This is a genomic window from Glutamicibacter sp. 2E12, assembly GCF_050030965.1.
Taxonomy (GTDB): Bacteria; Actinomycetota; Actinomycetes; order Actinomycetales; family Micrococcaceae; genus Glutamicibacter.
In genome coordinates, this window is the sequence record NZ_CP188297.1 from 3,314,755 (window position 1) to 3,330,455 (window position 15,701).

A 15,701-nucleotide genomic window follows, 5' to 3' on the forward strand; every position below is an offset into this window, starting at 1 on the left:
AAGGCTGCTGCCGGTTATTGATCGGCAAGTATTACCAGTTGAGCTGTCGCTCTGGTCATGGCCACGTATCTGCGCACGGCTCCGCTTAATCCGGTGCCGAAGGAGCGTGGCTGGCAGACGAGCACCAGATCGAATTCCAGGCCCTTGGCGTTCTCTGGCGAAAGAAAGCGGACCCTGCCAGAGTTGTGGAAGCCAGAGGCCCCGATAACTGCCGCCGTGCCCTCGGCATTTTCGCCTAGCCAATCATCGAGTATTAATTCCAGTTCGGTCAGGCGGGCATAACGCACCGGTGCACCATCCGTGCGCAATGATCGCGGCACGTTCGCCTCGGGCATCTGTGCCTGGATCTGTTCTGCGGCTGCTTCCATGATCTGTGCCGTGCTGCGGTAGTTGACCCGCAAGCGGGATACGGAGATGCCGCGAATGCCAATCCTGGCCAAACGCTGTTCCCATGTCGTGTTGAAGCCGTGAACGGCCTGGGCCCTATCGCCCACAATCGTCAGGCTCCCTGATGGGCAACGGCGTTGGATCATTGCCCATTGCGCATCGGTCAGGTCCTGGGCTTCATCGATGATGACATGCGAAAAGGGTCCGTCGTAATTGAGCGAGGCCAAATTGTTCTCCGGAGCTCCGGCGAGAAGCTGCTCCTGGAGATCGTGGTGGATGAGCTGGGATGCCAGATCCTCGCTGTCGTCAACCGAGTCCATCAGATCATCAACGACGTTTTTCCATCGAGTACGCTCGGCGTGCACTCTGAACTGTTCATCACGACGTTTCGCTTCGCTGTGCGGGTCGCCAATGAGAAAGCGCGCAAGGTCAATCAGCGGAATATCCGACGTGGTCCATCGGCCAGAAGCCGAACTTGCCAGTAGCTTTTCGATCTCTTCGTTGCCAAGGTCTCTGCCGCTGTAGCGGAGCAGCTCCGGGGTTGAATAGAGCGCCCGCAGCAGCTTGCATGGATCCAGGACAGGCCAGTGCTCATCGAGCAACCCATTCAGTGCTGGATTTCTCTCCCACTCCGAGCGCGGCAGTGGTTTCGTGTCTTCGCCTCTGAGGGCTTGGGGGAGCAATTGATCAATGAGGGCATCACGCAATTCGATGCGTGCTTCATTGTGCGGCGTTGCTTCGCCAATCATGGTGACCGCAGTGCGCCACAGCTGCGTTGTCAGAGTGGCTTGAGCTTCCCCAAAGTCGATTTGAACGTCAACGGAGGGAGACTCTTCAAAGACCTGCACGGCCCTCTTGACTGCATCCAGCATTGCCAGGCTGGATTTAATGCGGTGGACTCCGTGATCCGGTTCCGAGGGCAAATCATCGCCAATCGAAACTATGCTTGAAAGTGTTGAAATGAGCACCTCGTCCTCGCCGAGATTCGGAAGAATGTCAGCGACATAGGAGCTATAGGCCTCGTGCGGGCTTACCACCAAAACCTTGCCACCCTGGCGTTGAAGCCGTGGGTCCGCATGCAGCAAATAGGCGGCTCGATGCAGGGCGACCACCGTCTTGCCGGTACCCGGCCCGCCATCAACCACCAGCGCGCCTTGCGAGCTTCTCCGGATGATCGCGTCCTGGTCCGACTGGATGGTTGCGAGCACGTCCTGCATTTTTGGTGAACGCTTGCTGCCAAGTGAAGCGAGAAATGAAGAGTGGTCATCCAGGCGGGCGTGGGAAGCCAGCTGGGAGGAATCAAACACTTCATCCCAATAGTCGCAGATGCGTTGCCGGCGCCAACGGTAGCGGCGTCTCATGGCCAACCCATGGTCCTTCTCATGGGTGGCGGCGAAGAATGGTTCTGCTGCCGGGGCTCGCCAATCAAGCAGCAGCTGCTTGCCCTGGTCGTCGCTCAAGCCACTGCGGCCAATGTATAGGCGCTCGCCGGTCCCGGCTATTTCCATGAAGCCTAAGCAGGCGTAGGGACCCATGCGGTCCAGCTGGCGCAGCCGCTGTGCTAATTCGCTGAGTTCAACATCGCGTTCAAGGGATTGCTGCAGCACGCCGGCCTGGTCTTGTCCTCGTCGGGCAATGCGCTCCATGATTTCGGATCGAAGCTGCCCAACCCGTTTGGCAATTTCGCAGAGCCGTTGCTGGTCCTCGCCAATCTCGGCCGAGTTCTCCGGTGCTGGACTGTGCTCGATGGCATCGAAATAGCTGGTGTTTGCGATTTTGGTAGGCACGCGGGCTCCCTGGTCTGGCTAGTTCTCGTGGGGAAGATATTGATTATGGACCCTATGCGGGGCCTTGCGGCAAGGCCCCCTGGGCGCGCTATCCTGAAAATGCAGGGAATGGCGTTTTCGGTTTTCCAGCTGCGCACTGTGAGCCTGCGCTCACTTGCATTTCGAAGGCTGCCGGGAATTTTCAGCTGGGGCATCACGCGGTAGGATATAAGGACTGCGACTTTGATCCGGCTATCACCGGTGAGTCTTCGGAAGAACCGCGAGCATCATGAACGCCAAGTAGAACCGAACGGGACCAGCCCGTCACAGCTGAAGATAAGCGATTCCCCATCATTGCGGCGGGGGATAAGCGGGGTGGTACCGCGGCATTCGTGCCGTCCTCGTAGGCAAGGATTTATCGACCCTACGCTTGAAGGACGGCCCATTCGATGAGCTTTTATCCGAAGGTCACTACAGACCCAACCGGTTCGACCCCGGCTTCACCGCGATTCCCAGATCTTGAGAAGCGCGTCCTCGAATACTGGAAGAACGACGACACTTTCCAGGCCTCCATTGACCAGCGCGAGGGCGAAGAATTCGTCTTCTACGATGGCCCTCCCTTCGCCAACGGCCTGCCACACTACGGCCACCTGCTCACCGGCTACGTCAAGGACCTGGTAGCGCGCTACCAGACCCAGCGCGGCAAGCGCGTGGAGCGCCGCTTCGGCTGGGACACCCACGGCCTGCCAGCCGAGCTGGAAGCTATGAAGCAGCTGGGCATGACCGACAAGAAGCAGATCGAAGCCATGGGCATCGACAAGTTCAACGACGCCTGCCGCACCTCGGTGATGAAGTATGCCGATGAGTGGAAGCAGTACGTGAACCGCCAGGCTCGCTGGGTCGACTTCGAAAACGACTACAAGACCCTGAACGTCGAGTTCATGGAATCGGTCATCTGGGCTTTCAAGCAGCTTTCGGACAAGGATCTGACCTACAAGGGCTTCCGCGTGCTTCCGTACTGCTGGAAGGACGAGACCCCGCTGTCCAACCACGAGCTGCGCATGGACGACGACGTCTACAAGAACCGCCAGGACCAGACCGTCACCGTGGGCTTCACCATCCTTGCCGGTGAAACCGAAGCCTCCAAGGCACTTGCCGGCGTGCAGGCCCTGGCGTGGACCACCACCCCGTGGACCCTGCCAACCAACGCCGCACTGGCCGTGCACCCGGCGATCGACTACGTCGTGGTTCCTGCAGGCGAGGCCGGCGTGAAGGCTTCGGCCGCCGCCGGGCCATTCCTGCTGGCCCGCGACCTGCTGGGCTCCTACGCCAAGGACCTGGGCTACAAGGATGCCAAGGAAGCCGCTGCGGCCATCACCGCCAGCTACACCGGTGAGCAGCTTGCCGGCGTGCGCTACCAGCCGCTGTGGGACACGTACACCGACACCGAGAAGTACGGCACCGAAAACGCCTGGCAGATTCTCACCGCCGACTACGTCACCGTGGCCGACGGCACCGGCATCGTGCACCAGGCTCCGGCCTACGGCGAGGATGACCAGAAGGTCTGCGAAGAGCACGGCATCCCGGTGATCCTCTCGGTAGACGAGGGCGCCAAGTTCCTTCCTGTCTTCGGCAACGGCCCGCTGGCCGAGATCGCCGGTGTGCAGGTCTTCGACGCCAACAAGACCATCACCAATGTGCTCAAGGACGAGGCCAAGCTGGTCAAGCAGGCCTCCTACGAGCACTCCTACCCGCATTGCTGGCGCTGCCGCACCCCGCTGATCTACCGCGCGATCTCCTCGTGGTACGTCGAGGTCTCCAAGTTCAAGGACCGCATGGTCGAGCTGAACGAGCAGATCAACTGGATCCCGGGCAATGTCAAGCACGGCCAGTTCGGCAAGTGGCTGGAAAACGCCCGCGACTGGTCCATCTCGCGCAACCGCTACTGGGGTTCGCCGATCCCGGTGTGGGAATGCACCGGTGCCGAATGCGAGCACCGCGAAGTCTTCGGCTCGCTGCAGGAAATGCAGGACTTCTTCGGCCGCATGCCGGTCAACCACGAAGGCCAGCCTGACCTGCACCGCCCATTCATCGACGAGCTGACCAAGGCCCATGAGGGCTGCGCCGAATCCGGCACCCTCAAGCGCGTGGAAGACGTGCTCGATGTCTGGTTCGACTCCGGCTCGATGCCGTACGCCCAGGTGCACTACCCGTTCAACAACCAGGAATGGTTCGATTCCGGCCACCACCCGGCGGACTTCATCGTTGAGTACATCGGACAGACCCGCGGCTGGTTCTACACCATGCACGTGCTCTCCACCGCGCTCTTCGACCGCCCGGCCTACACCAACGTGATCTCCCACGGCATCGTGCTGGGCTCGGACGGGCAGAAGATGTCCAAGTCCCTGCGTAACTACCCGGATGTCACCGAGGTCCTGGACCGCGACGGCTCCGATGCCATGCGCTGGTTCCTGATGGCCTCGCCGATCCTGCGCGGCGGCAACCTGGTCGTGACCGAACAGGGCATCCGCGATGGCGTGCGCCAGGTGCTGCTGCCGCTGTGGAACGTCTGGCACTTCTTCAACCTCTACACCAACTCCGCCAACAACGGGGCCGGCTACGAGGCCAAGCGCTCGATGGACTCCACCGACCCGCTGGATCAGTACATGCTGGCCGCCACGGGCCAGCTGGTGCGCGAAGTCACCGAGGCACTGGATTCCTACGAGGTCTCCGATGCTACGGAGGCCGTGCGCCAGTACATGGACACCCTGACCAATTGGTACGTGCGCCGTAGCCGCCAGCGTTTCTTCGATGAAGACACCCAGGCCTTCGACACCCTGTACACCGCACTGGAAACCCTGGTGAAGGTCACCGCTTCGCTGCTGCCGCTGGCCAGCGAAGAGATCTTCCGCGGGCTGACCGGCGAGCGTTCGGTGCACCTGGCCGACTGGCCAGAAGCCAGCGAGTTCCCAACCGACGCCGCGTTGCTGGAAACCATGGAAACCACCCGCAAGATCTGCTCCGTGGGCTCCTCGCTGCGCAAGGCCAAGAACCTGCGCGTGCGCCTGCCGCTGGCCGAGCTGAAGGTCGTGCTCACCGGCGCTGCCCGCCTGGAGGGCACCTACGCGTCGATCATCAAGGACGAGCTGAACCTGAAGGCCGTGACCTTGATCGATGCCGAAGGCATCGACGCGGCCAGCTACGGCATCAGCCAGCAGCTGGTAGTGAACGCCCGCGCCGCCGGTCCGCGACTGGGCAAGAACGTGCAGCAGGCGATCAAGGGCGCCAAGTCCGGGGACTGGTCCGTCACCAACGGTGTCGTCACCGCAGGCGGCCTGGAACTGGCCGAGGGCGAATACACCCTGGACACCGTGGTTGATGCGGCAGGCGAAATTGCCGCGGCAGTCATCGACGGCGGCTTCCTGGTGCTGGATACCGAGGTCACCGAGGCACTGGCTGCCGAAGGCACCGCACGCGACATGATCCGCTCCATCCAGTCCGCCCGCAAGGACGCGGACCTGCAGGTATCGGATCGCATCCACACCGTGGTCACCGCCAACACGGCCGCCATCGCGGCACTGGAAGCGAACCGCGAGCTGGTGGCAGGTGAAACCCTGACCGCGCAGCTGGAACTTGTCGCCGATGATTCGGTAGATGGCGAGCAGGTCACCGTGGCCAAGCTGGATTCTGGCAAAGTCGAGGCCAACTAGTGAGCGAATTGGACCGCGTCTACGCGCAACTTCTCTCTCGCGCGCCGGAAAACAAGATGGAACCGCGCATGGAACCGATGTTCCGTGCGATGGAGGTCCTGGGCGAGCCGAACAAGGCCTGCCCGGTCATCCACATCACCGGCACCAACGGCAAGACCTCGACCGCACGCATGATCGAGTCGCTCTTGATGGCGCACGACTTGCGCACCGGCCGCTACTCCTCGCCGCACCTGATCTCGGTCACCGAGCGCATCGCCATTGACGGTGCCCCGGTAGACGACGGGACCTTCGTGCGCGTGTGGGATGAAATCAGCCCGTTCCTTCAGATCGTGGACACCGAGCTCGTCGAGCGCGGCGAAAACAAGCTGACCTACTTCGAAGCTGTCACCATCCTGGCCTTCGCGGTTTTCGCCGAGGTTCCGGTGGATGTCGTGGTGCTCGAAGTCGGCCTGGGCGGGATCACCGACGCCACCAACGTGGCAGAAGCCGACGTTTCGGTGATCACCCCGATCTCCTTGGACCACACCGATCTGCTGGGGGATACCCCGGGCGAGATTGCCGAAGAAAAGGTCGGCATCCTCAAGCCCGGCGGCTACCTGGTCTCTTCGGTGCAACCGGTGGATGCCGCCGACGTGCTGCTGGCTCGCGCCCGCGAGCTTGAGGTGCCGGCAGCTTTCGACAGCCTGGACTTCAAGCTCCTGGAACGCCAGCATGGCGTGGGCGGGCAGCTGCTGTCCATCCAGGGCCAAGCGGCGCGCTACGACGAGATCTTCTTGCCGTTGTTCGGTGCCCACCAGGCGCAGAACGCCACCGTGGCCTTGGCTGCGGTGGAGGCCTTCCTGGGCGGCGGCCAGCGCGAGCTGAATGCCGATCTGGTCCGCGACGGCTTCGCGGCCGCCACCAGCCCGGGCCGCCTGGAACTGGTCCGCGCGGCACCGAGCATCCTGGTGGATGCCGGCCACAACCCGGATGGCATACGCGTCACCGCAGAGGCGATCAAGGAATCCTTCGGCTTCACCCGCCTGGTGCTGATGGTTGGCATCTTGCAGGAGAAGGACGCCGAAGCAATGCTTTACACCATGCGCGAGCAGTACGGTGACATGGTTGAGGACATTTGCATCACCCAGTCGTCCTCGCCGCGGGCCATCCCGGCCGGCGAACTGTCCACCATGGCGATCGACGCTGGCTGGCCGGAAGAGGACATCCACGTCACCGAGGACCTGGAAGATGCCATCGAATGGTCGGTGGGCCGCGCCGAGGCAGGCAACGACTTGTCCGGCGGCGTGCTGGTGACCGGTTCGATTACACTGGTGGGCGAGATTTCACTGTTGCTCAAGGGAGGCGAATCCTGATGGCTAAACTCACCCGTGCCCAGCGCGAGTGGCGTCCTGGGATGAAGAAGAAGCAGCGCTCCACGAAAATGATGTTCGCATCAACAGTGCTGGTCTGCGAGGCGCTGCTGGCGGTGTTCGTCACCCTCGCGGCCTTCGGGCTCAAGCGTGGCGGAGAACCGGTGGTCGTGCTCAGCCTCGGCGCTGCCGTGGCGCTGCTGTGCATCTTCAACTGCGCCCTGCTGGGCAAGAAGATCGGCTACATCATCGGCTGGATCCTGCAGGTAGTGTTCTTCCTGTGCGGCTTCATCCTGCCGGACATGTTCTACCTCGCAGCGGCCTTCGCCCTGTGCTGGTGGTATGCGCTGAACAAGGGCGGCGAAATCGACGCAGTGAACAAGCGCCGCGCCGCCGCCCAAGAAGCCTGGGAAAAGGCGAACCCCGAGCAAGCCTGAGAACCTAAGAAGTACATCAACGATACGAAGAGGTAGTCACATGACTGAACGTACCCTGATCCTGGTCAAGCCAGATGGCGTCAAGCGCGGTCTGACCGGACAGATCCTTGGCCGCATTGAAGCCAAGGGCTACACCATTGCCAAGCTGCAGCAGCTGGAAGCTACTCGCGAGCTGCTCGCCGAGCACTATGCAGAGCACGAAGGCAAGCCATTCTACGAGCCGCTGGTTGAGTTCATGCTCTCCGGTCCGGTGGTGGCGATCGTGGCTGAAGGCCAGGGCGTTATCCCCGGCTTCCGTTCGCTGGCTGGCACCACCGACCCGACCACCGCGGCTCCAGGCACCATCCGTGGCGACTTCGGCCGGGACTGGGGCCTGAAGGTCCAGCAGAACCTGGTCCACGGTTCGGACTCCGTCGAGTCCGCCGAGCGCGAGATCGGCATCTGGTTCGGCAAGTAGATCGAAACGCGAAAATCCCGGCAGTTGGAAACTGCCGGGATTTTTCATGCCTGGAAGCGGGTCCTAGAACCAGTCATCCAAACTGTCCTGGGCGAGCATAGCTCCTTGCGGGCTAGCTGCCTGCTGCACCGAACTTCCGAGCGCCTGTGCGGTCGAGTCCAGCGGCAGATGCTCTGCAGCGCCGATCCTGACCACCTGGTGGTGGTCGGTGATAGGGCCGACTATGTGCGAAAGATACTTATCTGCTCCGTCATTGCTGAATTCCAGCACGTGGATACCTCCCAGTCTTCAGTGCGCGTTAGCACATTGATTGCGGGCGAAGCGTGGCGCGGGTTTTCCCTGTTGGGGAAAACGAAGACATGCAGCAAAACTTCTCAAGGCGATTGCGCATCCCGCGTCGCTCCACTTCCATCACTTCAGTCACATTAAACACACAAACCACATCCACGGCAACGCGGGATCGGGTCCACCGGTCTTGTCCCCAGCGCGAAAACCCCGGGAAGCCGGGGCTGGATGAGGGTGTGAACTCTTTGAGAATTAATCGGAAATAATTCGATCAAGAGCATTTAAGTGGCAAAAGGAAGGACGCCCCTGACGTGCAGGAGCGCCCCAGCCGCAACAGCTACTCGGAATCCTTCAGGGATTCCTGGTGCTGTTCCTTCGCTTCGAGTTTGTCGAAAGCCGCTTGCTCTTCGCTGATCTCGACTTCAGACTTGATGTCCTCGCTGGCTTCAGCCACCGCATCGGATTTGTCGCGCCCGGTCCATACCTTGATCACCGCCCATGAAGCGGCCACCAGTGGCACCGCCAGGACGGCGCCAACGATGCCTGCCAGGACGGTGCCTGCGGTCAGTGCCATCAGCACGACCAGTGCATGCAGGCTCAGGGCGTTGGCCATGACGACCGGCTGCAGGAAGTTGCCCTCCAGCTGGTTCACCAGGATCACCGCAGCCAGCACGATCAGCGCCACCACAGGTCCGTTGGTAACCAATGCAATCAGCGTGGCCAGGATGCCGGCAACGGTGGCACCTACCATCGGCACGAAGGAACCGAGGAAAACAATGACGCCTAGCGGGATGGCCAATGGAACCTGCACGATCAGCAGCGTCGCGGTGATGCCCAAAGCATCCACCGCGGCCACGGTGGCAGTACCGCGGATGTAGCCGCCGAAGGTGCGCAGCGCGCGGTCGCCGGAAAGAATCCACTTGTTGCGGTAGTGGCGTGGAGTCCACGACACGGCAAAGGCCCAGATCTTGTCGCCGTCCTTCAGGAAGAAGAACAGGATCACCAGCAGCAGGACCAGGCCGGTCACGAAGCTGCCTGCTGCGCTCAGCGTGTTCAAAGCGCCGGTGCCGAACTGGGAACTGGTCAAGAAGCCGGTTACCGTTTCGACAACATTATCGATCTGGCTCTGGTCGACGCTGAAAGGCATCGTGCCGATGAAGCCCTGAACCATGTCATTGAGCTGGTTGAAGCCCTCAACAGCTTGGTCAACGAGCTTTGGCCATTCCTTGATGACCGAGAAGACCAGGCCGGTGCCAATGCCTCCGAGGACCAATAGGGATCCGAGAAAAACGATCCATGCTGCCAGCATCGGGGAAACAAACTTGCGCAGCTTGACCACCAGGGGCCACAACGCACAGGAAATGATGACGGCCAGCAACGTCGGGATCACGATCATGGTCAAGCGGAGCATGCCGATGATGAGGAATGTTGCCAGCGCGCCAACTACCAGCAGCTGGGCGCTTCGAATGCCTAGGCGTCCTAGCAAGTCGGTCCACAGGCTGGTGACCGTGAAATCTGGTTTGGCGTCCCTGGCCGGAACACGGTGGTGCTCGGCAGGTGTCGGCTTGTCGTCCTGAGGTTGCTTTTTCAACAACGCGGCGGGCCTGACCTTACGGAAAAAAGCCATAGTCGCTCCTTGTAGCTGGTTCTGATAGCTCTAACAATAGGCTAACGACTTGACAAGGTCCCAAGGCAACACCGAAATGCTGATTTTTTGGCGTTCACACTGGCCACTAACCCGTTTTCGTGCCCGAATGCATCGATTCGTGCACCCACGGGCTGATTTCCCCGGCATTCCTGCGGCGTCGTCTCTGCAATGATGCTGGGCTTGAACTAGCGGGGGATCAATGCCGACGGGCATCGAAACCCGGTGGTCTTCTTTGAAACCAGTGGAAATAGCAGTGACGGAAGCCTCGGGCAGAAGTCCCGCGGCAAGTTGATTCGCCAAAATGTTCTTGCGCTCAAGGAATTGCTGCTCGGAATGGCATCGGGCGAAGTCCAACAAGAAGATCCAGAACGCTGGGAGGAAATCCCTCACCAGCCGGTGACGGGCTATCAGACCGATTATGCGGGTCTGGTCCAGAAGTGAACTGACGCAGCAGAGCTGGGGCCGCGCAATGCGCGGCCCCAGCTCTGTTAAGGTCTCGTTCTCTGCCTGTGCGGACTACTTGGCGTTGAAGTACTCCTTGGCCAGCAGGCCCATGATGATCTTGTCGTGGAACGACCCATCGTGGAATCCAGCCTGGCGCACTCGGCCCTCTTCGCGGAACCCTGCGCGGTTGAAGGTGCGCAGTGCGCGCTCGTTGTACGCCCAGGCGTTCAAGCCGATGCGGTTCAAGCCCATCTCGCGGAAGCCGTAGTCGATGATCATCTTGGTGGCCATGGTGCCATAGCCTTGGCCCACATTTGAACCACCGATCATGATCATCAATTCGGCGGAACGGGCCGGCGCGTTGTAGTCGTACAAAGCGGTGTGCCCGATCAGCGTGTCGTCGGGAAGCGTGATGGAAAGTCCCACGCCGTCGGTAGTGCCACGGTTGACGCTGCGCGACTTGAAGAGTTCTGCGGCTTCGGTGATCGGGTGGGGAAGTACCAGGTTGCCCTGCAGGGCCATGAATTCTGGGCTATTCCACCATTGGGTGAGGAACGCAAGATCTTCCTCTTGTAGTTCACGGAGCCGAAGGTGTTCGGAAATCAGCAGGTTGATTCCGTAGTCCTGGGCATTTTCTGTGTTCCATATGTCACTTGCCATGCTTCTAATCTACCGGGTCTAGCTGGACAGTATCCGGAAGATCGTTGACGGCGAACCCTTTCCGGCCTTGCCGATGGACGTTTTGACGCGGATCGGAGGCCGAAGCGGGATGTCTTGGCGCCGGTGGCGCGCCGGGGTGCAACAAGCAGTGGCACAAGGCCGGCCGACCTGGTTGGCGGCGGGGTGGGGGAGCGCCAGGAACAGCACTGCGGGGCCGCTACCGAAGTAGCGGCCCCACAGGTGGGCATGGAAGCCGGGCTCTAGCCGAAGAAGGCGAGCGGGAAACGCAGGACGACCGATGCGGCAACGAGCGCCCAGATGACGGCGGTAATGATCCAGCTCCACTCGGCGAAGAACTTTTTCACGCCGGCTCCAGCAGGAATCACGCCGGTAAGCACATTGCGTGCGGTCGTGAACACGAACAAGGGAATCGTCATGGCCCACACGACCATGCAGTAAGGGCACAGGGCGTTGATTTCATACAGGGCCTGGGACCAGAACCAGATCACCACGCCCATAGCGGCGGTGATGCCCAGCTGGAAGCACAGCCAGAACCAGCGCTTCAGGTTTGTTGCGCCGGCCAGCAGGGCGAAGCCGATGGCGATAACAACAGCGAAGCAAACGATCCCGAAGAAGGGATTGGGGAATCCGAAGATTCCTGCCTGCTCGGATTTCATCACGGTGCCACAGGAGATCCAGGGATTGACGTCGCAACTGGTGATGTAGTCGGGGTTCTTGTACAACTCCAAGCGTTCCAGGACCAGGATTCCGGCGGCGAGCCAAGAGATCAATCCCGTAACGATGATGAACAGCCCGAAGCCGCGTTCCTTAGCCCACCAGGGCAACACGCCCGAGCCGTGGCTATTTTCTTGTGATGAAACCATGTTTTGACTATTCCATAAGTTCATAGGAAAGCGGGTTATTCCGCCAAGGCCTTTTTCATCCTAGGAAGCATTTCTGTGCATCTGGTGAGAAGCAATGAACAAGGCGTGAACGAAATATGAGAGAATGGGAGTGGTTGTTCGCGGATCCACAGTCTGCTTTCAACCCGACGATAGACTTTTGAAACAACAGATCGACAGGCGATGCATCGCTTCGGTTGAGTGCCCAATATGTGCGCCTCCCGGGGGAATACCGCGGATCGTAGGGCTGCAAAGGAAAGCAGCCGGTTTTCTTAGGCCACGTTGATCCGCAGGATTTGCGCCTGGTTCAGAAATTTGGACCAGCGTCGAACCCGCGGAAAATAGCGAGCTTTTGTGTCCGGACTACTGGAAGATAAGTAGGCCAAGCGACACGTGATGATTGTAGTTTCAGCAACGGCGCCGTCTGTGGAGGATGCCCGAGCGGGACATAGTAGGAGTACGCGAATTTAAATGAGCGCAGCAAATCAACGAAAGGGCGGAACGCAAGGTAATAAGCGGGGCAACCGTTCAACACGAGCCCGCCGTACCAGTGTTTCAACCACACCCGCGCGACCACTGCGTCGCGCCATGACCTTGGCCGAACTCAATGCCGCTGCCGGCGTCGAGGAAAGCCCATACCGCTGGCGGGCCACCCGCCGCACCCAGATTTCCACCCCTGATTCCACCAAGCGGGCCAGCCGCCAGGCCGAACGCCGGGCGCAGGCAGTGCGCAATACCGCGAATGACGAGGCCGTAGAGGTCGCCGCGGCCAAGCAGGAAGACGTCCAGGACAAGCAGGAAGACGTCCAGGAGCAGAGCGCTGAAATCGCTGCCCCGGCCGAGCAGGAAGTTGCACCGGTTGAGGAAGCGAACGACGTTGACCAGACCGGCATGCTGCTGGCCGAACACGGCAGCACCATGATCTTGAATCCTTTCGCCGTGCCGGAAACAGCTCAGGCTGTTCTGGCCCAGGCTGTTGCGAAGAAGCAGGAACCTGCTCGCCGCGCAGCTGCCGCAGATCCCGAGGCAGACGCCGATGCCGACGACGTGACTTCGCGCCGCCGCCGCCGCCGTCGCCGCGGGGAAGTGGATCTGGAACTTGAGGGCGGCTCGCAGGATGATCCGCCCAACACCGTTACCCGTGTGCGCGCCCCGCGTGGCAGTATCGAAAGCCACAGCTCGGTCAACGACAAGGTCGCTTCGGTGCGCGGTTCCACCCGATTGGAAGCCAAGCGCCAGCGCCGCCGCGAATCACGCGAAACCGGTCGCCGCCGCCAGGTGATCACCGAGGCCGAGTTCCTGGCCCGCCGCGAATCCGTCGAGCGCAAGATGATCGTGCGCCAGCGCGAGGACCGCATCCAGATCGGCGTACTGGAAGATGGAGTGCTTGCAGAGCACTTCGTCTCCAAGACCCAGCAGGATTCGCTGATCGGCAACGTGTACGTCGGCAAGGTGCAGAATGTGCTGCCATCCATGGAAGCTGCTTTCGTGGATATCGGTCGCGGCCGCAACGCCGTGCTGTACGCAGGCGAAGTGAACTGGGACGTAGCGGCTCTCGAAGGCGCGCCGCGCCGTATCGAGAACGCCCTGAAGGCTGGCGACTCGGTCCTGGTGCAGGTCACCAAGGACCCGGTAGGCCATAAGGGCGCCCGGCTGACCAGCCAGATCTCCCTGCCTGGCCGCTACCTGGTCTACGTGCCAGGTGGTTCGATGACCGGCATCTCGCGCAAGCTCCCTGATGTCGAACGCCAGCGCCTGAAGAAGATCCTGAAGGACCACCTGCCGGAAAACGCGGGCGTCATCGTGCGCACCGCCGCCGAAGGCGCTTCCGAGGAAGAACTGACCAACGATATCAACCGGCTGCGTGCGCAGTGGGAAGGCATCGAAGAGCAGGCCAACTCCACCAAGACCCTGGCTCCGGAACTGCTGTACTCGGAACCCGATCTGACCATCAAGGTGGTCCGCGACGTCTTCAACGAGGACTTCACCAAGCTGATCGTCTCCGGTGACCACGCCTGGGACACCATCGAGGCCTACGTCATGTACGTGGCGCCGGATCTGATGGGCCGCCTGGAGAAGTGGGAAGCCGAAGAGGACATCTTCGCCAACTTCCGTGTGGACGAGCAGATCGCCAAGGCGCTGGACCGCAAGGTCTTCCTGCCTTCGGGTGGTTCGCTGGTCATCGACCGCACCGAAGCGATGACCGTCATCGACGTGAACACCGGTAAATTCACCGGTTCGGGCGGCAACCTCGAAGAGACCGTGACCAAGAACAACCTGGAAGCGGCCGAAGAAGTGGTCCGCCAGCTGCGCCTGCGTGACATCGGCGGCATCATCGTCATCGACTTCATCGACATGGTCCTGGAATCCAACCGCGATCTGGTGCTGCGCCGCCTGGTGGAGTGCCTGGGCCGCGACCGGACCAAGCACCAGGTTGCTGAAGTGACCTCGCTGGGTCTGGTCCAGATGACGCGCAAGCGCATGGGCACCGGCCTGCTCGAAGTCTTCGGTGAAGAGTGCGAGCACTGTGCAGGTGCTGGCTTCATCACCCACGAAGAGCCAGTTGAATCGCGCAAGACCTTCAACTCGCAGGGCGAAGCGCACAGCAAGAAGTTCAACGACAAGCCAAGCCGCAACTCCCGCCGCCGTCGTGGCGGCGAGAAGGACGAGCAGAAGCCAGTTGAGAAGCAGGAGCCGGCAGCAGGGGAGAAGGACGAAGCCACGCGCAACGCCCTGGCCAGCATTGCCGCCGCTTCGCACCTGGATGCCGCTGCTGAAAACGCAGTGAGCATCGAGGGCGAACAGATTCCTGTGGCCAAGTCCGCGGCGTCTGCGCAGGGCACCGAGGCCTCGGTTACCCTGGAAGCGCTGGAAGCAGCGTTGCCGGGCCAGGATGAGTCCAGCGACGAGCAGGACGGCAGCCGCAAGCCGCGCCGCCGTTCACGCTCCCGTGGACGCGGACGCAACCAGTCCGAGGAAAACGCTTCGGGCAACGAGGAAGCTCAGGCCAACCAGGAACAGCAGGCTGCTCCTGAACCTGTTGCCGCCTCGACGTCCCAGGAGCAGCCGCGCAAGCGCTCACGCCGTGCTTCGCGTCCGCAGGAAGCGGCACAGCAGGACCAGCCGGTGCTCACCGGCCTGGCCATGCCTGCTGCCAGCGCGCCTGCTGAGTCCAGCAGTCCCGCGGCTTCCGTCCCAGCTGCCGCCACCGCGGCAGCCCCACAGAATTCCACGAAGCCAAAGCGTCGCAGTCGTCGGGCCACCTCGGTCCAGGGCGATGCGACTGCAGAGGTTCTCGTGGCAGAGGTATCCGCCGCTACCGGTTCGGTAGTTCAGATGGATGCCTCCGGTTCGCAGAAAGATAAGCCAGCTGAGCCTGCCGGGCAACCGGTAATGCTCGGTGTGGGTGTTCCAGTACGCGAACTGAAATAGATGAACTTGATCACGCTTCCCTCGCTGGGGCAGTTTGTATTTGCTCCAGCGGTGTGGACTAGCGTAATCTAGTTGATCGGTGCTAAACGCCAAGATCACGGACTTTTGGTCCGCTCGGCGTCAAGGCACAAGCGCATGAGATCCCCGGGATCGCATCCACTTTGTGGGTGTTCGGGTCGATATCTGCGCCGGTAAGACAATAAACGTCGAGTAGAAGTGAGTAC

11 protein-coding genes are annotated in these 15,701 nt (G+C 61.2%); 6 read left to right on the plus strand and 5 right to left on the minus strand.

From position 1 onward, the window contains the following. Positions 1–14: 14 nt before the first annotated feature. Positions 15–2,174: an RNA polymerase recycling motor ATPase HelR gene (gene helR, locus ACP3TE_RS15575; protein ID WP_426734142.1), complete on the minus strand. Its 2,160-nt coding sequence runs from the start codon at positions 2,172–2,174 to the stop codon at positions 15–17. 428 nt (positions 2,175–2,602) lie between these two features. Between helR and ileS the strand changes: the two genes are divergently transcribed. Genes ileS through ndk form a run of 4 tightly spaced genes read left to right on the plus strand, consistent with a single transcriptional unit; the run spans position 2,603 to position 8,106 of the window. Beyond that, a complete protein-coding gene (ileS, locus tag ACP3TE_RS15580) occupies positions 2,603–5,863 on the plus strand; it encodes an isoleucine--tRNA ligase (RefSeq protein WP_105658485.1) in 3,261 nt (1,086 codons plus the stop codon). A 56-nt stretch (positions 5,864–5,919) separates the two neighbouring features. Further along, positions 5,920–7,215: a bifunctional folylpolyglutamate synthase/dihydrofolate synthase gene (locus ACP3TE_RS15585; protein WP_426736240.1), complete on the plus strand. Its 1,296-nt coding sequence runs from the start codon at positions 5,920–5,922 to the stop codon at positions 7,213–7,215. Beyond that, positions 7,215–7,649, plus strand: a complete 435-nt coding sequence (locus ACP3TE_RS15590) for a DUF4233 domain-containing protein (protein ID WP_105658487.1) — start codon at positions 7,215–7,217, stop codon at positions 7,647–7,649. The genes ACP3TE_RS15585 and ACP3TE_RS15590 overlap by 1 nt, the downstream gene beginning before the upstream one ends. Positions 7,650–7,689: 40 nt before the next feature. Further along, positions 7,690–8,106 carry a nucleoside-diphosphate kinase gene (gene ndk / locus ACP3TE_RS15595; RefSeq protein ID WP_105658488.1) on the plus strand — a complete coding sequence of 139 codons (417 nt, stop codon included), beginning with the start codon at positions 7,690–7,692 and terminating at the stop codon, positions 8,104–8,106. A 63-nt stretch (positions 8,107–8,169) separates the two neighbouring features. On the opposite strand, the gene ACP3TE_RS15600 is transcribed toward ndk, so the two are convergent. Continuing rightward, the gene (locus ACP3TE_RS15600; RefSeq protein ID WP_105658489.1) at positions 8,170–8,376 is read right to left on the minus strand and encodes a hypothetical protein; all 207 of its coding nucleotides are present in this window, start codon (positions 8,374–8,376) and stop codon (positions 8,170–8,172) included. A gap of 352 nt (positions 8,377–8,728) precedes the next feature. After that, entirely contained in the window at positions 8,729–10,018 is a 1,290-nt protein-coding gene (locus ACP3TE_RS15605) for an AI-2E family transporter (protein WP_105658490.1), read from the minus strand. Between the two features lie 243 nt (positions 10,019–10,261). Between ACP3TE_RS15605 and ACP3TE_RS15610 the strand changes: the two genes are divergently transcribed. Next, on the plus strand, positions 10,262–10,480 hold the full coding sequence (locus ACP3TE_RS15610; protein WP_332489125.1) for a hypothetical protein: 219 nt from the start codon (positions 10,262–10,264) through the stop codon (positions 10,478–10,480). Positions 10,481–10,555: 75 nt separating this feature from the next. Here the strand turns inward: ACP3TE_RS15610 and ACP3TE_RS15615 are convergent, their stop codons facing one another. Together ACP3TE_RS15615 and ACP3TE_RS15620 are read right to left on the minus strand one after the other, a co-directional pair. Then, positions 10,556–11,143, minus strand: coding sequence for a GNAT family N-acetyltransferase (locus ACP3TE_RS15615; RefSeq protein WP_332489126.1), 588 nt, complete (start codon positions 11,141–11,143; stop codon positions 10,556–10,558). 260 nt (positions 11,144–11,403) lie between these two features. Beyond that, a complete protein-coding gene (locus ACP3TE_RS15620) occupies positions 11,404–12,027 on the minus strand; it encodes a vitamin K epoxide reductase family protein (protein ID WP_332489127.1) in 624 nt (207 codons plus the stop codon). Positions 12,028–12,633: 606 nt separating this feature from the next. Between ACP3TE_RS15620 and ACP3TE_RS15625 the strand changes: the two genes are divergently transcribed. Further along, on the plus strand, positions 12,634–15,477 hold the full coding sequence (locus tag ACP3TE_RS15625; RefSeq protein ID WP_426736242.1) for an Rne/Rng family ribonuclease: 2,844 nt from the start codon (positions 12,634–12,636) through the stop codon (positions 15,475–15,477). The last annotated feature ends 224 nt before the right edge of the window (positions 15,478–15,701 follow it).